The sequence below is a fragment of the Azospirillum himalayense genome (assembly GCF_042657465.1).
GTDB lineage: Bacteria > Pseudomonadota > Alphaproteobacteria > Azospirillales > Azospirillaceae > Azospirillum > Azospirillum himalayense.
This window is the reverse complement of sequence record NZ_JBHSLC010000111.1, coordinates 222,146-244,006: the sequence shown is the minus strand read 5'-3', so window position 1 is coordinate 244,006 and position 21,861 is coordinate 222,146. Positions and strand designations below refer to the sequence as shown.

Genomic DNA, 21,861 nt, shown 5'->3' with positions numbered 1-21,861 from the left:
GGGAAGTTTGCCCGTCAGGGAGCGATTGCCCACCGTCCGTTGGCCATTTTGCAAAAGGTCAGTCTGTAGGGCTGGACGGTCCGCCGGATGAAATTGGCCTGAACGTCCCCGCAGGGCGCGCCGTCGCGCTCGTGGATCTTCTCCACGACCACATCGCCGCGCACCCCGGTCTTCGGATTGTTCCATTCTGTGCGCCGACCCGCTTCCATCGGGGTCAGGGCGTCGCTGAGCGCCTTGCGGAACAGGTCCCAATCCTCGTCCGTCAAATCCACCCCGCCGCGTCCGCCGAGGAAAAGGCCGAACTGCGCCTGTGCCGGGGTGGCGACGGCCAGCGTCGCGACCAGCGCGGCGGCGTAAAGCCCGAAGGCAAAGGACGGGATGGGTAACAGGCGCATGCGGCGGCTCCCTATGACCGTTTTCGAATCCGGGCATTTTAGGAACGATTGATGATGACCGCATGTGAAGGCAGGTCACGAACCTGGGTGTTACGGTAACATACGCTTCACCCGTTGGCGGGCGGCGGCCTCCGGCCGTTTTCATGCTCCGCTCCATGCTCCGGCCATGCTCCGGAACGTTCCAAAGTCAGGATCACGGTGCGCGTTCCGCCGCGGAGCCGTCCGATAGGCAACGGTAACGTACTGGCTTCCTCATCGGGGGGCGGACGAGCGTTTCCCATTGTCGGTCCACGTCATCGGCGCGGACTTTTCCGCCCGATGGGCACCGCTCCGTCGCTCTCCGGCAGGATGGCCCCTATGAACGAAGATTCGGGGACGCGCCGCAGGTTGGCCTGGTGGCCGGCCCTTGCCCTGCTTGCCGTCCTGCTGTTTGCCGCCTCGCCGTTCGGATGGGCCGTGGCGCAGACGCCCGATGCCCACGCGCCTGCCGCCGGCGGGCCGGCGACGGCACTGGAGGTGTATGCCGCGCGGCTGGAGGCAGTTGCCGCCACCTACCCGCAACTCCCCTCCATTCTGTCGGACGCCTTCGCCCGCCCCAACGGACGCGAGGCGGCGGTGCACCCGTTGCGCCTGTTGCGCGGTCTGCTAATCCTTTTCGCGGCAGGAACGGCGGCGCTGCTGCTGACGAGCCGGGTCCTGGTGGAACCGCTCCGCAAGCTGGAGGCGGACAGGGGGGCACCGTTGTTGACGGGCGTGCTGCGCTTCGTGCTGGCGCTGGTTCCGGTGGGCGCCTTTGCGGTCGGGGTGCTGGTGGTCTACGCGATTGTGCGGCCGCCGCATCCCGCGGCTCCGGCGGTTCTGCTGGCGGTTCTCCAGGCGGCCCTGACCGTGCTGCTGACGGATCGCCTGATCCGCTTCCTCTGCGCACCGCGCCATCCAGGGTTGCGCCTGATTCCGCTGGAGGATGGCGACGCGCGCGCCTTGCACCGCACAGGGGTGGTCACGGTGACCCTGGCCGCGACGGTGCTTGGGCTGATCGATCTTCTGCTGGCGCTGGGGGTCGGCGGGAACGCCATCGTCGCCATCGGCCTGCCGCTGAGCACCGTGCCATTCCTGTATCTGTTGTACCGCGTATGGCGCGGACGCGTGGCGGTTGCGCGGGCCATCGCCCGTCCGCTGGGCATCGAGGAAAAGGACCACCCCACGCTGGGATTGTGGGCGGTGGCGGCATCGGTCTATCTCGTCGCCTTGTGGCTGGTCGTCGCGGCGGCGGCGGTGCGGCTGGAGCCGGCGACGGGGCCGCGGATGCTCGCCAGCCTGCTGGTGGCGTTGGCGGTGCCGGCCATCGCGCTGATGGCGCAGCGGCCGCTCGCCCGCTTCTACCGGGGAGAGGAGACGGAGGCGGGAAAGGCCGCGGTGGCGCGGGTGATGCGGGCGCTGTGGTTGGCCCTGTTCGTCGTCGGCGTCTTCGCCACCGCGGCCATCTGGGGATTCCGGGTGGAGCAGGCGACCGGAGCGACCGGCATCGCCCTGCGGCTGCTGTTCAACGTGACGGTCGTCATTCTGCTGGGCTACGTCGCCTGGACGATGGTGGTGCGGGCGATCGACCGGACGCTGGAGGAGGCCCGGCACGACGGGGTGTCGTCGCGTGGACAAAGGCTCGCGACGCTGCTGCCGCTGTTGCGGAAATTCCTTCAGGTCGTGCTGGTCGCCGTCGTCGTCATGATCGTCCTCTCCTCGCTGGGCATCGAGATTGGGCCGCTGCTGGCCGGCGCGGGGGTGGTCGGCATCGCCATCGGGCTGGGCGCGCAATCGACCATCGCCGACATCCTGGCCGGCGTCTTTTTCCTGCTGGAGGACGCCTTTCACATGGGCGACTATGTGGAGGTGGGGAACCTGCGCGGAACGGTGGAGGGCATCTCCCTGCGCTCGCTGAAGCTGCGCCACCACCGCGGCGCGGTGCACACGCTGCCCTTCGGCCAGATCAAGGCGCTGACCAACTACAGCCGCGACTGGGCGCTGATGCGCCTGGAGTTCCGCGTGCCGCCGGAAACCGACATGGGGTTGGTCAAGAAACTGGTGAAGGAGGTCGGCAAGGAGCTGTCCGCCGACCCGGAAATGGGGCCGAGCTTCATCGAACCGTTGAAGTCCCAGGGCGTCCGGCGGGTGGAGGACGACGCGGCGATCATCGGCGTCAAGTTCATCACCAAGCCCAACGAGCAGTTCGTCATCCGGCGCGAGGCGTACCATCGCCTGATCCGCGCTTTCCAGGACCATGGCATCCATCTGGTCGGGCGCGGCGTGGTGGTGCGGGTGGACGATCCGGACGCCGCCAACCGGATCATCGGCTTCGCCGCTGCCCAGGCCATGAACGGCACCGGCAAGGAGAGCGGGGCCGCGGAGTGACGTCCGTCACGCCGCCGGCGTAACCGACAGCCAGGCCGCGATGACGAAGGCGGGCAGGCGGCCGAGCGCCGCGTCGTCCCGGCCGGTCTCCTCCTGCCACGCCCGGTGACGGTCCAGCGCGGTCCGCAGGGTGGTCGCCCGCTCCGCCGCGGGGACGGCGGACAGGGCAGTGTCCAGGCTGGTCAGATAGGGCGGGAACTCGGCGCTGGGGCCGGCGAGGCCGCGCTCCGTCCCCTCGGGATCGAACCACACCTCGGCGGCGGCGGTGTCGGCGCTGGGCGGGACGACCATGCCGCCGACATAGCCGGTGGGCTGGACCACCTTCCATCCCTTGCGGCTCGGCCCGGTGGTCCAGCCGAGCGCGCGGGCGACCTCCATCGTCGCGGCGCGGGTCGGCGCCTGCCGGGTGATGCGGTCCAGAAGATCGGTCAGGTCGGCGGCGGGCATCGGTGCGCTCCTTTGATAACCAACCGGTGATGAACCAACCAGATGGTCCTCAACGTACAACATCGGTGGCGGGCGGGACGATGACAGCCTATCTGGGAAACGGCCCATCAGGCGAGAGGGAGCGGTGCGGAAAAGAATGACGGCCACCATCCTGGTGATTTTGATGACGCTGGTCCTGTTGCTGGCCGGTCCGGCCTTCGTGATCGCATCGGGAACGGCGACGCTGGGCGTGGACTGGAGCCGGGCGGACCGCGCGTCCGTCGGCCTCGCCCCCGATGCGGCGGCGACGCCGGAGGCGGTGGTGCAGGTCTACGCCGCCCGTGCCCTGTCCTGGCGCGGTGCCTTCGGCACGCACCCGTGGTTCGCGGTGAAGCCAGCGGGAGCGTCGGCCTACACCGTTTATGAGGTGATCGGCTGGCGGGTCTACCGCGGCCTGCCGGCGGTGGCGGTCAGCAACCGCGACCCGGACGGGCGCTGGTTCGGTTCGGCCCCCGCCGTGCTGGCCGAGTTGCGCGGCCCCGCCGCCGAGGCCGCCATCCCCAAGATCGCCGAGGCCGCCCAGAGCTACCCCTACGCCGGGGAGTACCGCATCTGGCCCGGCCCCAACAGCAACACCTTTGCCGCCTGGGTAGGACGGGCGGTGCCGGAGCTGCGGCTCGACCTGCCCTCCACCGCCCTGGGCAAGGACTATCTGGGCGCCGGCATGATCGCGCGGGCGCCCAGCGGCACGGGCTGGCAGGTCAGCCTGTTCGGCCTCGCCGGCCTGCTCCTGGCCAAGGAGGAAGGGTTCGAGGTGAACCTGCTCGGCATGACCTTCGGGGTCGATCCCTTCGACCTCGCGGTCAAGATTCCGGGCGTCGGGCGGTTGGCGCTGAACGCTCCCGCCCCGACGGCCCCGGCCGCCGAAAGCCCGCCGCCGGGCTGAGCCTCAGTTCTCCTCGGACGCCGACATGCCGGTGCCGGCGGGGCCGAGCGGCGGGTTGCCGCGCTTGAGGCCGAGCCGGGTCATGCAGTCCCACGCCTCCTCCGCTGTGTCGGCGATGTCGAACAGCTCCAGGTCGCCGGCGCTGATCATGCCGTGATCGGCCAGGGCGCGGAAGTTCACCACCTCGTTCCAATAGTCGCGCCCGACGAAGACGATGGGCAGGCGCGACGCCTTGTTGGTGTTGCGCAGGTTCAGGATCTCGAAGGCTTCATCGAAGGTGCCGAAACCGCCGGGGAAGATCGCCAGCCCGTTGGCGCGCATCGCCAGATGCATTTTCCGGATGGCGAAATAATGGAAGCGGAAGGTCAGCTCCGGCGTGCTGTAGGGGTTGGGGTGCGGCTCCTGCGGCAGGCTGATGTTGAAGCCGATGCTCGGCGCCCCGGCCTCCTGCGCGCCGCGGTTGGCGGCCTCCATCAGGCCGGGTCCGCCGCCGGTGGCGATGACGTTGTCGCGCTGCCCGTCCTCAGTGGGCGCCAGGGCGCCGCCGCGCTCCGACACGATGCGGCCGAAGGTCCGCGCCTCCTCGTACCAGGCCGCCTGCTTGGCCCGCCGCTCGGCCGCCTGCCGGTCCTCGGGCGTGCGTGCGTCGCGGAGAAGCTGTTCCGCCCGTTCGGGCGAGGGCACCCGCGCGCTGCCGTAGACCACGATGGTGGACCGGATGCCCCAGGCCTTCAGCTCCGCTTCCGGCTTGGCGTATTCGAGCATGAAGCGCACCCCGCGCATCGACTCGCTCAACAGGAATTCGCGGTCCTCGAAGGCGATGCGGTAGGCGGCGGATTCGTGGTTCGGCCTGCTGTCCTTCATGCTGTGCTCCGGGTGGGGACGGGGACGGCTTCTGGTCATGTGGGGTCGCGGGCGGCTCATTGCCCGGCCTCAAAGGGTTTGCATTCAAAGGAAGTGTGCCGCAGACCGGAGGGGGGCGGAAGGGAAACCGGTTCCGCGCCTTTCCATAAGCCTTGGCCCTGCCCACATCATGGTTCAGGCGCGTCTGCGCCCGACCATCAGCGTCTTGTCCGCGTCTTGTTCATAAGGGGTGACGTTGAGCAGCATCGAGCCGCCATGGCCATCGGATGAGCGCGCCCGACTCGACCGGCTGAAGAGCTACGGTGTGCTGGATACGCCACCGGAAGCGGCTTTCGACCGGCTGGCCCGGCTCGGCGCCCGCCATTTCCGCATGCCCATCGTGATGGTCAATCTGCTGGATGAGACGCGGCAATGGTCGAAGGCGGGTCATGGGTTGGACACGATGGTCGTCGAGCGCCGGCTGTCCTTCTGCGCCTACACCATCCTCGACGATGCGGTTCTGGTCGTGCGCGACGCGCGGGAGGACGAGCGCTTTGCCGACAACGAGTTTGTGGCCGGGCCGCCGCATCTGCTCTTCTACGCCGGGGCGCCGCTGATCACGCCGGACGGGTTGCGCATCGGAACCTTCTCCCTGCTCGATCACCAGCCCCACCCGGAGTTCAGCGCGGAGGACGAGCGGGACCTGGAGGAGTTCGCCCGTCTCGCCATGCACGAGATGGAAACCCAGGCCGCCCATCGCGCCGCCCAGGCGGCCGAGGCGCTGCTGCGGGGCAAGAACGCCTTGCTGGAAAGCCTTCTGGAGAGCGTCACCGACCCGATCTTCGCCAAGGACCGCGAGCGCCGCTTCACCCTGGTCAACTCCGCGACCGCGCGATTGTTCGGACGGGCGCGGGAGGAGGTGGTGGGCCTGACCGACGAGGATCTGTTCCCGCCGGAGGAGGCCGCACGGCTCGACGACCTGTGCGGGCGGGTGATCGTCACCGGGCGGGAGGAGACGGTTGAGGAGGAGTTGCCCTTCCCGACAGAGGAAGGCAAACGCGTTCTGATGATCAGTGTGATGCCCCTGCGCGACGCCTGGGGAGAGGCCATCGGCGTCGTCGGGGTGGCCCGCGACATCACCGCCCGCAAGCGGGCGGAGGAGGCGCTGCGGTCGAGCGAGGCACGGTTCCGCACGCTGGTGGACAACACGCCGCTGCTCATGTGGATCAACCGCTCGGACGGCACCCCCGAATATTACAATGAGGAATTGCGCGCTTACACCGGCCAGGACGTCGAGGCGATGTCCGCCTGGCAGGGGTTCCATCCGGACGACCGCCCCGCCTATCTGGAACTGAGGACGCGCTCGATCGCCGCGGGCACGCCCTATCAGAGCAACATCCGGATGCGGCGCGCCGACGGGGCGTGGCGCTGGCACCAGTGCCGCGTGGTGCCGGTGCGGGAGCGGGGAGCCATCGTCTCCTGGATCGGCACCGCGGTGGATATCCACGACATCCGGCGCGCCCAGCAGGCAGCGGAGGAGGCGGATCGCTCGAAGGGCCGTTTCCTGGCGGCGGCCAGCCATGACCTGCGCCAGCCTATGCAGTCGATCCTGCTGTTCGCCGGGGCGCTGGCACCCCACGTCGTCGGCGAGGCCGGTCAGCGGGCGCTCGACCGGCTCCAGCAGGGGCTGGACACGCTGAAGGATCTCTTGGACAGCCTGCTCGACGTGTCGCGCCTCGATGCCGGGGTGGTGGCGCCGCAGATCGAGGAGTTTCCGGTCGCCGACCTGCTCGGCCCGCTGTCCGCTGCCTACACCCCGCTGGCCGAGGCCAAGGGGCTGGACTGGCGGGTCGTACCCTTCACCGGGATGGTGCGCAGCGACCGCGTCCTGCTGGGGCGGATGCTGCGCAATCTGGTCGACAACGCCATCCGGTACACCGACCGGGGCCGCGTCATGGTCGATTGCCGGCCCCAGGGAGCGCGCCTGTGCATCGAGGTGCACGACACCGGCCTGGGCATCCCGCCCGACCAGCGGGAGCGTATTTTCGAGGAGTTCCATCAGATCGGCAACCCGGAGCGCGACCGCGACCAGGGACTCGGCCTTGGCCTCGCCATCGTGCGCCGACTGTCGCGGCTGCTCGACCACCCGGTGGATCTGGTGTCGCGTCCGGAGCGCGGCTCGATCTTTTCGGTCAGCGTACCGTTGGTCCGCCATGACGCGCCGCGTCCCGCACCGCCGTCCGCCCGGATGGCGCGGGGCGAAGGCATGGCAGCGACCGGGAACGGGCGGCTGGCCGTGGTCGTGGAGGACGACGCCATCGTTCTCATGGGGTTGGTGGCGATGCTCGGCGAATGGGGGTTCGAGGTGCTGTCCGCGGGAAGCACCGGGGAAGCGCTGGAGCGTCTGCGCACCGGCGGGCGCCCGCCCGACATCGTGCTGGCCGATTACCGGCTGCGCCAGGGCCGCGTCGGCACCGAGGCCATCCTGCGTGTCCGCGACCTGTTCGGCGCCGATGTGCCGGGCCTCATCGTCACCGGGGAGATCGGACCGGAACCGCAGCGCGACGCCGCGCGGCACGGTCTCGGTCTGATGCACAAGCCGGTGACCCCGCGCCTTCTCGAAGCGGCGCTGGCCCGCCATCTTGGAGCCATCGGGCCGGCTTGAGCGTTGCTACCATCAGCGGCGCCGATGGCGCCGCGCCGTGCGAGGGTTATGGAGGAGACAACAGCGTGCCATCCCTGTCGAAAGGCCTTGCCATGGTCGCCGTCGCGGCGGCGCTGGCCGGGTGCCAGTTTCCCGGTTTCCCGTCGCCGCAGCAGACCGCCACCCTGCCGCCCCCGACCGTTCCGAAGCCGCCGCCGGAGGAGCGTGGGATCTGGATCGTCGGCAGTCCGTCCATGCGGGGAGCGGTCGGCACCGCGGCCAGCCGCTTCAACAGCACGCCTGACACCCAGCCGCGCCTTGTCGCCGAGGGCACCAACAGCGGATTCCGCAGCTTCTGCGCCGGGGTCGGGCTGGAGCATCCCGACATGGTGGTCTCCGACCGCCGCATCCGGGAGGAGGAGCAGAAGCGCTGCCGCGCCAAGGGCATCACAATGATGGAGTACGAGCTTGGCCCCAAGCAGTTCGTCTACGTCAAGGACGCCCACATGATGACCATCCCCGGCGTGCGCGACTTCACGGACAGCTGGGGCGTGAAGGGCAAGCCGGTGCGTGGGGCCTGATCAACGGCCAGCGCCAGCGTCGGCGGCGGCCTGCTTGCGGAAGAAATCCACCCCCATCTGGATGCTGCGCCCGATGTTGGCCGCGCGGTCTTCGAAGAAGGCGGCGGCCTCGGGCGTGCACACCTCGGCCGTCGTCTCGCGGAACAGCTCCAGCCAGCGCTCGAAATGCGCCGGCCCGATGTCGAAGCGGACATGGGCGGGCAGGGGGCGCCCATCGTAGCGGTGGGTCAGCAGGGCGACCGAGGACCAGAAGTCCATCATCTTTTGCAGATGAGGCTCCCAGTCAGTGATCGCAGCGCCGAAGACCGGGCCGAGCAGGGCGTCGTCGCGGATCTTGCCGTAGAAGGTGCGGACGAGGGATTCGATCATCGCCTCGTCGATGCCGGTCTTGGCGACGCGCTCAGCGATGGTGGCGGACTGGGGCGTGGGGGCGGCGGTCTGGTCCAAGGTGGAAGGGTCCTGAAAAAAACAAGAGGCGAACAAGTCCCCGCACCATACGCGTTCCGGTCTCCCGCCGCCACCGGTGCGGCGCTCGTGATCGCCAATCCCCTTGGGCGGCGGGAGAAGCGAGCATGGTCTTCCCCCATCCTCCCGCCGACGCCTGGGCGTCGCTGCGGCGGTCCGCTCAACCCCCGATCGCGGAACCGCGGTCAAAAGCGGCCTCTTGGTACGCTTCCTTGCGGTAGCGTGCCGGAGAGACGCCCATGATCCGCCGGAACGTGGCGCTGAAGGCGCTGTCGGACAGGTAGCCCAGCGAGGCGGCGATGACCGAGATGGAGTCCTGCCCTTGCCGCAGCCGCGTGGCGGCGAGGCGCATGCGCCAGCGCATCAGGTAGTCGATCGGGGGCATGCCCACGCGCTCGCGAAAAGCGGCGGCGAAGCCGGAGCGCGACCTCCCCGCGATGCCCGCCAGTTCCGCAAGCGTCCAGTTGCGGCAGGGCTCGGCGTGGATGGCGCCGAGGACCCGGCCGATCGAGGGGTCCAGGCTGGCCGCCAGCCAGTTGGCGCCCTGCGGCGGCTGTTCGCTCAAATGCGTCCGCAAGGCGTGGACGAACATCAAGCGCAGCAGGTCGTTGCAGGCGAGCTGAGACCCCACCGTTCCGCCGCGCCACTCCCGGTCGAGCTGCTCCAGTAGCCAGCCGACTGGGGCGGCCCCCGGAGCGCCGCCGCGGATCATCAGCAGCCGCGGCAGCAGGTCGAACAGCAGACCGCCGTCCAACCGGTCGAACCGCACGCTGCCGCCGAGAAACCGCACCTCGTCCGCGCCGTTGGGCGCGCCGTCTGCCGCGTCGATGCGGGCCACACCGTCCGGCCCCCGAAACACCTCATCGGCCGGGACGGGGGGCAGGTCCGGTGCGCTCGCCAGGACGAAACCGCCGCGCACCACCACGAAGCAGTCCCCCGCGTCGAGGCGCTGCGGTGCATCGGCCCCACCCGGCCCGTCCGCCCGAATCCAGCAGGTGCCCGCGGTCACAACGTTGAACTTGATGGTGTGGGGCGGCTGGAAGCGGATCGACCAGTCGCCCCGAGCGGCGAGGCGCGCGGAGCACAGGGTCCGGGCCTGCATCAGGCGGAGCACGTCCGACAGCACGTCGGCGGGGGCGTTCTGGACGATCACGACAGGATTCCGGACGGGGCTGGATGGATCATCCCGCGCATATAGGCGACAACGGCTCCCGACGCCACACCCCGCGAGGAGGCCCCATGATATCCCCGATATCCCCCGACCAGACACCCATCGGGTCCGGCTTCGGCCCTGCCACCACCGCCGCCGAGGCCGTCCGCGGCATCGACCTCCGCGGGCGGGTGGCGGTCGTCACCGGCGGCTATTCCGGCATCGGGCTGGAAACGACGCGCGCGCTCGCCGAGGCCGGCGCAACCGTCATCGTGCCGGCCCGGGACCGCATCCGGGCGGCCGCCGTGCTGGCCGGCCTCGACCGCGTCGAACTGGAGGCGCTCGACCTTGCGGACGCCGTCTCGGTCGCCGCCTTCGCCCGGCGCTTTTGCCAGTCCGGACGGCCGCTGTCGATCCTCGTCAACAGCGCCGGCATCATGGCGACGCCGCTTCACCGCGACGCCGACGGCCGCGAGGGGCAGTTCGCGACGAATCATCTCGGCCATTTCCGCCTGACCTTGGCCTTGTGGCGGGCGCTCCGCGCGGCGGGACGCGAGGCGGGCGGGGCGCGCGTCGTATCGGTCTCGTCACGCGGCCACCAGATCGCCGGGATCGACTTCGACGACCTCGACTTCGAGCGGCGCCCGTATGACAAGTGGATCGCCTACGGCCAGTCCAAGACGGCCAACGCGCTGTTCGCCGTCGCCCTGGATCGCCGCGGTCGGGAGCACGGGGTGCGCGCCTTCTCGCTGCATCCGGGACAGATCCTCACCGAGCTGAGCCGCCATCTGAGCGCTGAGGAGATCGCCGCTTTCGATGCCCTGGACGCGGAGGGGCGTCCGCGCATCGACCCGTCCCGCGGCATGAAGACCGTCGCACAGGGGGCGGCCACCAGCGTCTGGTGCGCGACCAGCCCGCGGCTCGACGGCCTCGGCGGGGTCTATTGCGAGGATTGCGACGTCGCCCCGGTCCACGATACGGCGACGGGGCGGCGCGGCGTCCATCCGTGGGCGGCGGACGACGCGCTTGCCGAACGGTTGTGGAGCGTGTCGGAGACCCTGACCGGCGTCTCGCTGCCCTGACGGGTCAGCCGTAGGCTCACCCGCTCCGTCATGGCCCGACGGCGATCAGGGAGTCGCGGCGAGGCGCCATTGGCCATCGTCGCCGCGGCAGGCGGTGCCGGTGGCGGATTCCTGGCGGCCGTCGATGGTCACCTTGTGCTGGAATTCCTTGCACTCCCGCCCGGCGGAATCGCGCCCGGCGCGGATCGGGGTGATGGTGCCGCCGGTGTTGGCGCTGTCCGGGCTGTTCCAGCGGATGGTCTGCCCGACCGGCGCGTCGAGCGCGCGTGTCTCCGCGCTCTGCGCCGCGTTGCGGCTGCCGGGACTCAACTGTTCCATCAGGTACCCGCCGGCGAAGTAGCCGAGCAGGCCGCCGGCGCCGATGGCCAGCAGATTGCCGCTGCCCTTGCCAATCTGCGATCCGGCGAGCGCCCCGACGGCGGCCCCGCCGAGCTTGCCCAGCAGGTCGTTGTCGATGCCGAAGGTGGTGTTGCCGCCGTTGGCCTGGGGATTGGTCTGGGTCGGTGCGCCGTAACCGCCCTGGGTGAACACCTGCGCCGTGGCGGGTGCGGAGGTCAGGGGCAGGGCGACGGTGAGGCCAAGGCACAGGACCGAGGCGAAGCGAATCCCGGACAGGCGGACAGCAGACACGTCGACTACTCCTTTATTGCAACGCGACCGTCATCTGATCACCACAGCCCCGCTCACGGTTGGGGCAAATGGGCGACAATGGCCTGTGACGAAGATGGCAATCGTCAGGCGCTCTTCAACTCCGGGAAAGCTTCCGCCACACCACCGCCCAGCGCCTTGCGGACGGCTCGGGCGAGGTCTCGGTCGCGGTAGGGCTTGATCAGGAATTCCGCACCCGGCCCCTCGCCGCTCAGGCCCCCGGCCACGCCATGGGCGTAGCCGGAGGCGTAGAGCGCCTTCAAGGCCGGATGACGGCGTTGCGCCTCCTGGGCAAGTTCCAGCCCGTTCATACCGCCTGGCATCACCACGTCGGTGAACAGCAGGTCCACCCGCGGCTCGCCGGCCAGCACGGCCAGCGCCTCCGGCCCGTTCTCCGCCTCGACCACGGAGTAGCCGAGATCCTGGAGGGTCAGCACGGCGACCTGACGCACGTCGCGGTCGTCGTCCACCACCAGGATCACCTCGCCCTGGCCCGGCAGTGGGCCGGCCTCCACGGTGTCCTCCGGCTCCTTCACCTCGCGGACGGCGGCCGGGGCGCAGGGCAGATGGAGGTGGAAGGAGGTGCCGCGGCCCGGCTCGCTCTCCACCCGGATCAGCCCGCCCGACTGCTTCACGAAACCGTGGATCATGCTCAGCCCCAACCCGGTACCCTTGCCGATCTCCTTGGTGGTGAAGAAGGGTTCGAAGGCGCGCGCCAGAACCTCCGGTGGCATGCCGCAGCCGGTGTCGCTCACGGTCATCCGCACGTAGCGTCCGGGGCTCAGCTCCGCGTCCCCTTCGCCGGCTTCCACCATCGCGGTGGCGATGGTCAGCGTGCCCCCCGCCGGCATGGCGTCGCGCGCGTTGATGACGAGGTTCAGCAGGGCCGATTCCGCCTGCGTGCGGTCCACCAGCGCCGGGCAGAGGGACGGCGCGCTGTCGATCTCGACGGTGATCGCCGAGCCGAGCGTGCGCTCCATCAGCTCACCCATGTTGCGGACCAGCGCCTCCATGTCCACGCTCTCGGGGTGGAGTTGCTGGCGCCGCGCGAAGGCGAGCAGCCGCCGCGTCAGGTCGGAGCAGCGCAGCGACGCCTGAAGGGCCATCTCGACCCGCCGCGCCGCCTTGGGGTCGTCGAAGGCCATGCGGCCCAGCCGCTCCAGGCTGCCGATGACCACGGTCAGCATGTTGTTGAAGTCGTGGGCGATGCCCCCGGTCAACTGGCCGATGGTCTCCATCTTCTGGACATGGGCGAGTTGGAGCTGGAGTTCCCGCGTGTCGGTGACGTCCAGCACCGTGCCGCAGAGTTCCGGCGGGCGGCCGCCCTCGCCCGGCAACAGCATGGCCTTCTCCAGGAGCGTGCGGTACTGCCCGTCGGCGGCGCGCCAGCGGTATTCCACCGTGGACACGCCGCCCTGCCGCATCGCCTCGAACTGGACGGCGGCGCGCTCGCGGTCGTCCGGATGCAGGCGCGATTCCCAGAAGCCGCCGTCCGTCAGGAAGCGCTCGGCGGGGAAGCCGAACAGCGCCTCGACATTCTCGGTGACGTAGCGGAAGGGCGTGCCGCGCTCCGGCCCGGCGGTGTAGAGGAGGATCGGCAGGGAGCGGGCGATCATCGCCTGCCGCTCCTCCGACCGGCGCAGCGCCTGTTCGGCCTCCAGCTTCTCGGCCCGCACGCGGTAGTTCTCGGCCATCAGCCGCTCGCGCAAGGCGGCTTGGCGCTTGACTTCCTCCGTCTTGCGGTACAGCTCGACGAAGACGGTGACCTTGCTGCGCAGGATGACCGGGTCCACCGGCTTGAACATGTAGTCGACCGCCCCGGCGGAGTAGCCGCGGAAGATGTGCATCTCGTCCTTGTTGATGGCGGTCAGGAACAGGATGGGGATGTGCCGCGACTTGCGGCGGTTGCGGATCAGCTCCGCCGTCTCGTAGCCGTCCATACCCGGCATGTGGACGTCCATCAGGATCGCCGCGAAGTCCTGGTCGAGAATACGCTTCAGCGCCTCCTCGCCGGAGCGGGCAAGGATCACCGTGGCGTCGAGGTCGGCCAGCGTTTCCCGCATCGCCAGCAGGTTCCGGGGATCGTCGTCCACGACGAGCACGCGGACCTCGGGCGGCGGCAGAGTGGCATCGTCGATCTCGGCGAAGCTGGCGGGCATCTGGGTGTGGGGCATGGGCTTCTCCTCACTCCCGTCCGGCATGGTTGTGCCCCGCGTCGTCGTCCTGCCGACGTCCGGCCCAGACCCGCAGCAGCGACAGCAGGTGATCGATGTCCACCGGCTTGGCGAGATAGTCGGTCGCCCCCGCCTCGATGCACTTCTCGCGGTCGCCCTTCATCGCCTTGGCGGTCACGGCGATCACCGGCAGGCCGCGCCCGGACGCGGTCGCGCGGATTTCCCGGATGGTCTGATAGCCGTCCATCAGCGGCATCATGATGTCGACCAGAGCCACGTCGAGGTCGGGGTGCGCCTTCAGCAGCTCCAGCCCCTCCGGCCCGCTCTCGGCGTGCAGCACCGTCATGTCGTGGGCCTCCAGGACGCTGGCGAGCGAGAAGATGTTGCGGAAATCGTCGTCCACGATCAGCGCCTTGCGCCCCGCCAGCACCGGGTCGCGCTGGCGGATCTGGTCGAGCGCGTTGCGCTTGTCGTCGGGCAGCCGGTCCACCGCCCGGTGCAGGAACAGCGCCGTCTCGTCGAGCAGCGAGTCCGCGGAATGGACGCTGCGCAGCACCACCGTCTCGGCGAGCCGGCGCAGCCGCGCCTCGTCCTCCGGGGCGATGGCGTCGCTGACATAGGCGACGACCGGCATCCAGGCGGTGGAATCGCGGGTGCGCAGGCTGTCGATCAGCTCGAAGTCGCTGGGCTGGGGGATCGTCAGGTCGAGCACCATGCAGTCGAACCGCTCCTGCGCCAGCAGCGCGCGGGCGGCCTCGGCGGAGGTGACGGTGCTGATGTCGATGTCGTCACCGCCCCCGCCCCCGACGCCCTTGTCGTGGTCGATCAGGCCGGCGATGCCGCCGGTCTCCGGGTTGGGGACCTTCTCGACGATCAGCAGCCGGCGCTGGTGGCGCTCCACGAAGCCCTTGACCTTGGCGAGCGCCGCGAAGATCGCCTCGCGGTCGGCCGGCTTCTCGGTGTAGTCGAACGCCCCCATGGCGAGGCCGCGGCGGCGCTCCTCCTTGGCGGAGATGACGTGGACCGGGATGTGGCGGGTGTGCGGGTCGCGCTTCAGCAGGTCGAGCAGCGCCCAGCCGTCGATGTCCGGCAGGCCGATGTCCAGCATCACCGCGTCCGGCCGGTATTTGCGGGCCATTGGCATGGCCGGGCTTCCGGCGTGGGAGAGGATCGCCTTGAAGCCCTTCTCCCGCGCCAGATCGACCAGGATCGAGGCGAACTTCACGTCGTCCTCGACGATCAGAACCACCGGGTCGCCGGGGCGGATGCGCTCGCGGTCGTCGGCGACGGGGTGGTGCTGCGGCAGCGCCAGCCGCTCCTCCGGGCCCGGCACCACGATGGGCCGCGTCGGCGTCGGGAAGGGGGCCAGCTTCGGCGCCGGGTCGCCGTAGCGGGCGATGTCGAACTCCATCGGCACGTAGAGCGTGAAGGCGCTGCCCGCCCCGGACTCGCTCTGCACGCGGATCTCGCCGCCGAGCAGGCGGGCGATCTCGCGGCTGATCGACAGGCCGAGGCCGGTGCCGCCGTATTTGCGGCTGGTCGTGCCGTCGGCCTGCTGGAACGCCTCGAAGATGATGCGCTGCTTGTTCTCGGGAATGCCGATGCCGGTGTCGACGACGGTGAAGGCCAGCACCCCTTCCGCCGCGTTCAGCACGGGGTGGGCCGCGCTCCAGCCTTCGCTGGCCAGCCCGACCCGGAAGGTGACGCCGCCGGTCTCGGTGAATTTGAAGGCGTTGGACAGCAGGTTGTTCAGCACCTGCTCCAGCCGCTTCTGGTCGGTCTGGATGGCCGCGGGCAGCGGTTGGGTCATGTCGATGTCGAAGCGCAGCCCCTTCTCCTCGGCGAGCTGGGCGAAGGTGCGCTCGACATGGCCGCGCAGGTCGTCCAGCACCACCGCACCGATCTCCAGCGTGACCGTGCCGGATTCGATTTTCGACAGGTCGAGGATGTCGTTGATGAGGTTCAGCAGGTCGGACCCGGCGGCGTTGATGGTACGGGCGAACTCCACCTGCCGGGGGGTCAGGTTGTGGTCGCCGTTGTCCGACAGCAGCTTGGACAGGATGAGCAGGCTGTTCAGCGGCGTGCGCAGCTCATGACTCATGTTCGCCAGGAACTGCGACTTGTATTTGGAGGTGAGGGAGAGCTGCTCCGCCTTCTCCTCCAGCGCCTCGTTGGTCTGGCGCAGCTTTTCCTGCTGGGCCATCAGCAGCTCCTCCGACTGGCGGAGCGAGGCGGCCTGATGCTCCAGCCGCTCGTTAGTGGTCTTCAGCTCCTCCTGCTGGCTCTGCAGCTCGGCGGTCAAGCGCTGCGACTGCTTGAGCAGCCCCTCGGTCCGCATGTTGGTGGCGATGGTGTTGAGGACGATCCCGATGCTTTCCGTCAGCTGCTCCAGGAAGGAGCGGTGCGTCTCGCTGAAATGGCCGAAGGAGGCCAGCTCCAGCACGGCGTTCACCTCGTTCTCGAACAGCACGGGCAGGACAATGATGTTCAGCGGTGCCGCCTCGCCGAGGCCGGAGCTGATGCGCACATAGTCCTTCGGCACGTTGGTCAGCAGGATCGGCTTCTTCTCGTGGGCGCACTGGCCGACCAGACCCTGCTTCAGCGTGAAGCGGGTGCCCAGCCCGTCGCGCTCCTTCAGGGCGTAGCTGGCGACCAGATCGAGAACCGGCTCGTCGCCATCGCGGCTGGTGACGTAGAGGACGCCGTGCTGGGCGTTCACCAGCGGCGCGATCTCCGACAGGATCATGTTGGTGACGGTGACCAGATCGCGCTCGCCCTGAAGCATCCGGGTGAATTTGGCGATGTTGGTCTTCAGCCAGTCCTGTTCCGCGTTCTTCTGCGTCGTGTCGCGCAGGTTGCGGATCATCTCGTTGATGTTGTCCTTCAGCGACGCCACCTCGCCCGACGCCTCGACGGCGATGGAGCGGGTGAGGTCGCCCTTGGTCACCGCGGTCGCCACCTCGGCGATGGCGCGCACCTGGGTGGTCAGGTTGGCGGCGAGCTGGTTCACGTTGTCGGTCAGGTCGCCCCAGACGCCGGTGGCGCCGGGCACCTTCGCCTGTCCGCCCAGCTTGCCTTCGATGCCGACCTCGCGCGCCACGTTGGTGACCTGATCGGCGAAGATGGCCAGCGTCTCGATCACGCCGTTGATGGTGTCGGCCAGCGCCGCGATCTCGCCGCGCGCCGCCACGGTCAGCTTGCGCTTCAGATTGCCCTCGGCGACCGCCGTCACGACCTCGGCGATGCCGCGCACCTGACCGGTCAGGTTGGCGGCCATCATGTTGACGTTGTCGGTGAGGTCCTTCCAGGTGCCGGCGACGCCCTTCACCTGGGCCTGACCGCCCAGCTTGCCTTCGGTGCCGACCTCGCGCGCCACGCGGGTGACCTCGCTGGCGAAGCTGTTGAGCTGGTCGACCATCGTGTTGATGGTGTCCTTCAGCTCCAGGATTTCGCCCTTCACGTCGACGGTGATCTTGCGCGACAGGTCGCCGTTGGCGACGGCCGTGGTGACGTCGGCGATGTTGCGGACCTGATTGGTCAGGTTGCCGGTCAGCAGGTTGACGTTGTCGGTGAGGTCCTTCCAGGTGCCGGCGACGCCCTTCACCTGGGCCTGCCCGCCGAGCTTGCCCTCGCTGCCCACCTCGCGGGCGACGCGGGTGACTTCCGAGGCGAAGCTGTTGAGCTGGTCGACCATCGTGTTGATGGTGTCCTTCAGCTCGCGGATTTCGCCCTTCACGTCCACGGTGATCTTGCGCGACAGGTCGCCCTTCGCCACCGCCGTGGTGACCTCCGCGATGTTGCGGACCTGACTGGTCAGGTTGGTCGCCATCGCGTTGACGTTGTCGGTGAGGTCCTTCCAGGTGCCGGCGACACCCTTCACCTGGGCCTGACCGCCCAGCTTGCCTTCGGTGCCGACCTCGCGCGCCACGCGGGTGACCTCGCTGGCGAAGCTGTTGAGCTGGTCGACCATCGTGTTGATGGTGTCCTTCAGCTCACGGATTTCACCCTTCACGTCCACGGTGATCTTGCGCGACAGGTCGCCGTTGGCGACGGCCGTGGTGACGTCGGCGATGTTGCGGACCTGATTGGTCAGGTTGCCGGTCAGCAGGTTGACGTTGTCGGTGAGGTCCTTCCAGGTTCCGGCAACGCCCTTCACCTGGGCCTGTCCGCCGAGCTTGCCCTCGCTGCCGACCTCGCGGGCGACGCGGGTGACCTCGCTGGCGAAGCTGTTGAGCTGGTCGACCATCGTGTTGATGGTGTCCTTCAGCTCGCGGATTTCGCCCTTCACATCCACGGTGATCTTGCGCGACAGGTCGCCCTTCGCCACCGCCGTGGTGACGTCGGCGATGTTGCGGACCTGGGCCGTGAGGTTGGCGGCCATCAGGTTGACGTTGTCGGTGAGGTCCTTCCAGGTGCCGGCGACGTCCTTCACCTGGGCCTGCTCGCCCAGCTTGCCCTCGATGCCGACCTCGCGCGCCACCCGGGTCAGCTCCGCCGTCACGGTGACGAGCTGCTCGACCATCCGGTTGACCGTGCGGGCGGTGTGCAGGAAGTCGCCCTGGAGCGGACGCCCGTCGACCTCCAGCGGCATGGACTGCGACAGGTCGCCCTTGGCGACCGCGCCGATGACGCGGGCCATCTCCTGGGTCGGCTGGGTCAGGTCGGCGACCATGGCGTTGACGCTGTCCACGCAGGCGCCCCAGCCGCCCGAGGCGGTGGGCAGGCGGACGCGCTGGCCGATGCGCCCCTCCTTGCCGATGGCGACGCTGACCCGGCCGACGTCCTCCACCAGGGCTTCGTTCATCTCCACCACGTCGTTGAAGGCGGCGGCGATCTCGCCGTCCAGCCCGTCCAGGTCGAGCGGCAGGCGCACGGAGAAGTCGCCCTTGCGGAACTGGCGCAGCGCGCGCAGGAGAAGCTGGGGGGAAAGCCGGTCGTGAGCGTCGGTCATCGTCATGACGCGATGGTCCCTAAGAAGTCCAGGCCTGTGTCTCGGGTGTCCCCTTGCGCACGGTGGGCGGCGCATCCGGCGGAACGCCGGAATGGCCGCGCGCCGGAGCGGCGCAGCCATGGGACGGCAAGCGGAAGGCGGCGGGGGCTAATGCTGGGGGGCGGCGTTGTTCAGCAGGGTCTTCAACTGGCGCTCGTCGTAGGGCTTCTGGATGAAGCCGTGCGGGCCGGCGGCGCGGGCGCGCTCCAGCAGGACGGGATCGCTGGCCCCGGACATGAAGATGCTGCCCACGGCGAAACGCTCGCGCAGGGCCTGCGCGGTCTCGATGCCGTCCTGCGGACCGGCGAGGCCGATGTCCACCAGGGCCAGGGCGGGGCGTTCCCGCTCGGCGATCTTCAGCGCGTCGGCGGCGTTGGCGGCGATGCCGCACACCTCGTAGGACAACTCTTCCAACATATCGGTCAAATACATGGCGACGATCGTCTCATCCTCGACGACCAGTACCCGGACGGGGGGTGTGGCTGCGGCGGGCGCGGTCCCGTCCGCCCCGGCCCGTGGTGACCTGTTGATCGGGTTGGTCATCCCTTATCCCTCTTGTCGTTCTGCCGGCTGCGGTGCCGGAACGGCGTCGATGAGGCGCCCATCCCGCCCGCCGCCGGAACCCGAGCGGAGACGTCGGATGCCGGCGAAGCTGACCGGGACGAGTAGCACGGAGGGGTGAGGCAATTAAGGGAGAAAAGGTCAAATACCCCCAACAGGTTATACCCAGTAGGGTGGCTGCACTCCAAAAGAGGGCAAGCATATTCCTTAAATTCAATATGGAATAGCGCGAATCCGGTGCGTTTGAGCCGTCTTTGCTTGGGTTCGATTGAAATGTGCGGTGCAAACGCGCGGCAGCCATGTAGAGATGTGCGGCATTTTTAACAATTTTGCAAGTAATTTTGCGTGTAAGCTTGCTGCTGTCCACGGGGCGTGGCGTGGAGTCGATTGCAGGGGTTCTGGAAAGCGGGATGAGTGGTGCCCCGACAAGCGGGCCGGGCGAAGGGGCGGACCTGAGCCTGGAGGATCTCGCGCAGGCCATCAGAGCCCACCGGCTCTATCTGGCGGCGCGCCCGAACGGACTGCGCCTTCAATTGAAGGCTGCGGACCTGACCGGTTTCGACCTGTCGGGGCTGCTCCTGTCGGACGCGATTCTGACCGGAGCGAATTTCCGGCGCAGCGTCCTCCAGCGCTGCAACTTCGATGGAGCGGATCTGTTCGGCGCCAGCTTCGTCTCCGCCGATCTGCGGGAGGCCTCGCTGGTCGGGGCGGACATGCGCGGGGCGAATTTCACGAAGGCCTGCCTGCGCAACACCCTGTTCGAACGGGCCGACCTCCGCCCCGGCCAACTCGTGCTGTGGAAGGACCGGCGCAAAGCGCGGGAGGCGGCGCTGCGGGAAGCCGTGCTGGTCAACGCGAACTTCACCGACGCCGATCTGACCGGCGCCAACCTGACGCGCGCCAGTTTGGAGGGGGCGGACTTCAGCAACGCCGCCCTGTTCGGCGCCAACCTCAGCGGCGCCGATCTGCGCGGCGCCGATTTCAGCATGGCGAAGCTGAAGGGCGCCATCCTGAACAACGCCGTCGTTGCCGGCGCCACCTTCCAGGGCGCCGACCTGCGCGACGCCGAACTGCGCAACGTCGCCATGGCCACCGCCGATTGGGCGGAGGCGCGGATGATGGGCGCCATCTACCACCGCAACCAGTCGGACTTCCCGCCGGAAATCCGGGAGGGGCTTGACGGCCATGTCCGCTGGATCAACAGCAACGGCAAGCAGGGCAAGCGGTTCGACGTGTCGGACGGGGCCTTCGTCGGGACCGATTTCGACGGCTGCGACCTGAGCGGGGCGATCTTCCGCAATTGCGACTTCACGCGGGCGAGCTTCCGCGACAGCAAGCTGCAGATCGCCCAGTTTCCCGGCTGCCGCATGCGTGAAACCTGTTTCGAGAATTCGGAACTGTCCGGGGCCAGCTTCGAGGGCTGCGACCTGACCCGCGCCATGATGCGCAACGCGGTGATGCGGGCCATCGAGCTTCTGGCGGCGGACGGCCAGCCCACCGGGCGCCTGTGGCCGACCAATCTGCGCAACGCCCAACTGGCCGACAGCGACATCCGCGGCGCCGACCTGCGGGGTGCGCGGCTGGCCGGGGCGGACCTGACCAACTGCAACCTGTCGGGAGCCGACCTGCGCGACGCCGACATCGAGAAGGCCAACACCACCGGAACGACGCTGGTCCATTGCCGGTTGAAGTGACCGAAAATTTTAATCCCGAAAAATTTTCGAAAAGAGTCGGGCATTTTGTCGCAGGGGCTGCCCTCCAGCCATGCCCGGCATTGTGCATACCAGCATGCGGGGATTACAACGCCGGCCGAGGTGGCGGCTGGTTTCCCAAGCCGCTTGTCATGATCGAGGCCAAGTAACGGAGCGGCGGATGCCGCGTGCCGATGCGACGAATATTGATCGTGGCGAAGCGAAGAACGCAGGACGTCCTGCGGGCCTTGGGTGGCCGTGCCTGTCTTTTGGGCATTGGAAATCGAGGATAGTGCAATGAAGCGTAGTGTTGCCGTTCTGGCCTTCGGCCTGTTCGCCGCCCTTCCCGGCATCGCCTCGGCGCAGGACGCCGATGCGGGTGAGAAGGTGTTCAACCAGTGCAAGGCCTGCCACACCATCGAGGCCGGCGGCCCCAACCGCGTCGGCCCGAACCTGCACGGCGTCGTCGGCCGCCCGTCGGGCTCCATCGAGAGCTTCAAGTATTCCGACGCCATGAAGGGCGCCGGTCTGACCTGGGACGAGGCCAATCTCGACAAGTACCTGACCGATCCGAAGGGCACCGTCCCCGGCAACAAGATGGCCTTCGCCGGCGTGAAGAACGAGCAGGCCCGCAAGGACCTGATCGCCTTCCTGAAGAAGAACAGCTGACGCGTCCGCAAGGACACGCGCTGCGTGATCGGGAGGGGCGACGGCCTCTCCCGCGACCGGCGCCCCGCCGTCAGGCCACGCCCGTCCGGGCAGGATCGCCCGCCTCCCTGCGGTCCATCCTATGAGGATGGCATCGGTCAACCTGCCCTTGTGGGCAGGGGACCCGTAAAAACGCTCGTCGCCAGGCACA

16 protein-coding genes are annotated in these 21,861 nt (G+C 68.8%); 7 read left to right on the top strand and 9 right to left on the bottom strand.

What is annotated here, in order from left to right; translation table 11 throughout:
- Positions 1-14: 14 nt before the first annotated feature.
- Positions 15-395 (bottom strand): RT0821/Lpp0805 family surface protein, encoded by a 381-nt coding sequence (locus tag ACFPMG_RS30425; protein WP_376999248.1) that lies wholly within the window; start codon positions 393-395, stop codon positions 15-17.
- 357 nt (positions 396-752) lie between these two features.
- Here ACFPMG_RS30425 and ACFPMG_RS30420 point away from each other — a divergent pair, with 357 nt between their 5' ends.
- A complete protein-coding gene (locus tag ACFPMG_RS30420; protein ID WP_376999246.1) occupies positions 753-2,801 on the top strand; it encodes a mechanosensitive ion channel family protein in 2,049 nt (682 codons plus the stop codon).
- Positions 2,802-2,807: 6 nt separating this feature from the next.
- Here the strand turns inward: ACFPMG_RS30420 and ACFPMG_RS30415 are convergent, their stop codons facing one another.
- On the bottom strand, positions 2,808-3,248 hold the full coding sequence (locus tag ACFPMG_RS30415) for a hypothetical protein (RefSeq protein WP_376999244.1): 441 nt from the start codon (positions 3,246-3,248) through the stop codon (positions 2,808-2,810).
- A 136-nt stretch (positions 3,249-3,384) separates the two neighbouring features.
- On the opposite strand from ACFPMG_RS30415, the gene ACFPMG_RS30410 reads away from it, so the two are divergent.
- Entirely contained in the window at positions 3,385-4,173 is a 789-nt protein-coding gene (locus tag ACFPMG_RS30410) for a DUF3750 domain-containing protein (protein WP_376999242.1), read from the top strand.
- Between the two features lie 3 nt (positions 4,174-4,176).
- On the opposite strand, the gene ACFPMG_RS30405 is transcribed toward ACFPMG_RS30410, so the two are convergent.
- On the bottom strand, positions 4,177-5,037 hold the full coding sequence (locus ACFPMG_RS30405) for an LOG family protein (RefSeq protein WP_376999240.1): 861 nt from the start codon (positions 5,035-5,037) through the stop codon (positions 4,177-4,179).
- 229 nt (positions 5,038-5,266) lie between these two features.
- Between ACFPMG_RS30405 and ACFPMG_RS30400 the strand changes: the two genes are divergently transcribed.
- Entirely contained in the window at positions 5,267-7,681 is a 2,415-nt protein-coding gene (locus ACFPMG_RS30400) for a hybrid sensor histidine kinase/response regulator (protein WP_376999239.1), read from the top strand.
- A gap of 65 nt (positions 7,682-7,746) precedes the next feature.
- On the top strand, positions 7,747-8,241 hold the full coding sequence (locus tag ACFPMG_RS30395; protein WP_376999237.1) for a substrate-binding domain-containing protein: 495 nt from the start codon (positions 7,747-7,749) through the stop codon (positions 8,239-8,241).
- Here ACFPMG_RS30395 and ACFPMG_RS30390 read toward each other — a convergent pair whose 3' ends face one another.
- On the bottom strand, positions 8,242-8,688 hold the full coding sequence (locus tag ACFPMG_RS30390) for a group III truncated hemoglobin (RefSeq protein ID WP_376999235.1): 447 nt from the start codon (positions 8,686-8,688) through the stop codon (positions 8,242-8,244).
- A gap of 178 nt (positions 8,689-8,866) precedes the next feature.
- Positions 8,867-9,859: an AraC family transcriptional regulator gene (locus ACFPMG_RS30385; RefSeq protein ID WP_376999233.1), complete on the bottom strand. Its 993-nt coding sequence runs from the start codon at positions 9,857-9,859 to the stop codon at positions 8,867-8,869.
- An 86-nt stretch (positions 9,860-9,945) separates the two neighbouring features.
- Between ACFPMG_RS30385 and ACFPMG_RS30380 the strand changes: the two genes are divergently transcribed.
- Positions 9,946-10,938, top strand: coding sequence for an oxidoreductase (locus ACFPMG_RS30380; RefSeq protein ID WP_376999231.1), 993 nt, complete (start codon positions 9,946-9,948; stop codon positions 10,936-10,938).
- A 45-nt stretch (positions 10,939-10,983) separates the two neighbouring features.
- On the opposite strand, the gene ACFPMG_RS30375 is transcribed toward ACFPMG_RS30380, so the two are convergent.
- The 4 genes from ACFPMG_RS30375 to ACFPMG_RS30360 form a co-directional block, all read right to left on the bottom strand.
- Positions 10,984-11,568 (bottom strand): RT0821/Lpp0805 family surface protein, encoded by a 585-nt coding sequence (locus tag ACFPMG_RS30375; RefSeq protein ID WP_376999229.1) that lies wholly within the window; start codon positions 11,566-11,568, stop codon positions 10,984-10,986.
- A gap of 104 nt (positions 11,569-11,672) precedes the next feature.
- Positions 11,673-13,760: a response regulator gene (locus ACFPMG_RS30370; RefSeq protein ID WP_376999227.1), complete on the bottom strand. Its 2,088-nt coding sequence runs from the start codon at positions 13,758-13,760 to the stop codon at positions 11,673-11,675.
- Between the two features lie 10 nt (positions 13,761-13,770).
- The gene (locus ACFPMG_RS30365) at positions 13,771-18,717 is read right to left on the bottom strand and encodes a HAMP domain-containing protein (RefSeq protein WP_376999225.1); all 4,947 of its coding nucleotides are present in this window, start codon (positions 18,715-18,717) and stop codon (positions 13,771-13,773) included.
- Positions 18,718-18,858: 141 nt separating this feature from the next.
- Positions 18,859-19,293, bottom strand: coding sequence for a response regulator (locus ACFPMG_RS30360; RefSeq protein ID WP_376999223.1), 435 nt, complete (start codon positions 19,291-19,293; stop codon positions 18,859-18,861).
- 428 nt (positions 19,294-19,721) lie between these two features.
- Between ACFPMG_RS30360 and ACFPMG_RS30355 the strand changes: the two genes are divergently transcribed.
- On the top strand, positions 19,722-21,005 hold the full coding sequence (locus ACFPMG_RS30355) for a pentapeptide repeat-containing protein (protein ID WP_376999221.1): 1,284 nt from the start codon (positions 19,722-19,724) through the stop codon (positions 21,003-21,005).
- A 294-nt stretch (positions 21,006-21,299) separates the two neighbouring features.
- On the top strand, positions 21,300-21,671 hold the full coding sequence (locus ACFPMG_RS30350; RefSeq protein ID WP_040136324.1) for a c-type cytochrome: 372 nt from the start codon (positions 21,300-21,302) through the stop codon (positions 21,669-21,671).
- The last annotated feature ends 190 nt before the right edge of the window (positions 21,672-21,861 follow it).

What these genes read in the sequence shown, in the direction of transcription:
- ACFPMG_RS30425 (WP_376999248.1), bottom strand. Translation starts at nt 395, where the DNA reads ATGCGCCTGTTACCCATCCCGTCCTTTGCCTTCGGGCTTTACGCCGCC.
- ACFPMG_RS30420 (WP_376999246.1), top strand. Translation starts at nt 753, where the DNA reads ATGAACGAAGATTCGGGGACGCGCCGCAGGTTGGCCTGGTGGCCGGCC.
- ACFPMG_RS30415 (WP_376999244.1), bottom strand. Translation starts at nt 3,248, where the DNA reads ATGCCCGCCGCCGACCTGACCGATCTTCTGGACCGCATCACCCGGCAG.
- ACFPMG_RS30410 (WP_376999242.1), top strand. Translation starts at nt 3,385, where the DNA reads ATGACGGCCACCATCCTGGTGATTTTGATGACGCTGGTCCTGTTGCTG.
- ACFPMG_RS30405 (WP_376999240.1), bottom strand. Translation starts at nt 5,037, where the DNA reads ATGAAGGACAGCAGGCCGAACCACGAATCCGCCGCCTACCGCATCGCC.
- ACFPMG_RS30380 (WP_376999231.1), top strand. Translation starts at nt 9,946, where the DNA reads ATGATATCCCCGATATCCCCCGACCAGACACCCATCGGGTCCGGCTTC.
- ACFPMG_RS30370 (WP_376999227.1), bottom strand. Translation starts at nt 13,760, where the DNA reads ATGCCCCACACCCAGATGCCCGCCAGCTTCGCCGAGATCGACGATGCC.
- ACFPMG_RS30365 (WP_376999225.1), bottom strand. Translation starts at nt 18,717, where the DNA reads ATGACGATGACCGACGCTCACGACCGGCTTTCCCCCCAGCTTCTCCTG.
- ACFPMG_RS30360 (WP_376999223.1), bottom strand. Translation starts at nt 19,293, where the DNA reads ATGACCAACCCGATCAACAGGTCACCACGGGCCGGGGCGGACGGGACC.
- ACFPMG_RS30355 (WP_376999221.1), top strand. Translation starts at nt 19,722, where the DNA reads ATGAGTGGTGCCCCGACAAGCGGGCCGGGCGAAGGGGCGGACCTGAGC.
- ACFPMG_RS30350 (WP_040136324.1), top strand. Translation starts at nt 21,300, where the DNA reads ATGAAGCGTAGTGTTGCCGTTCTGGCCTTCGGCCTGTTCGCCGCCCTT.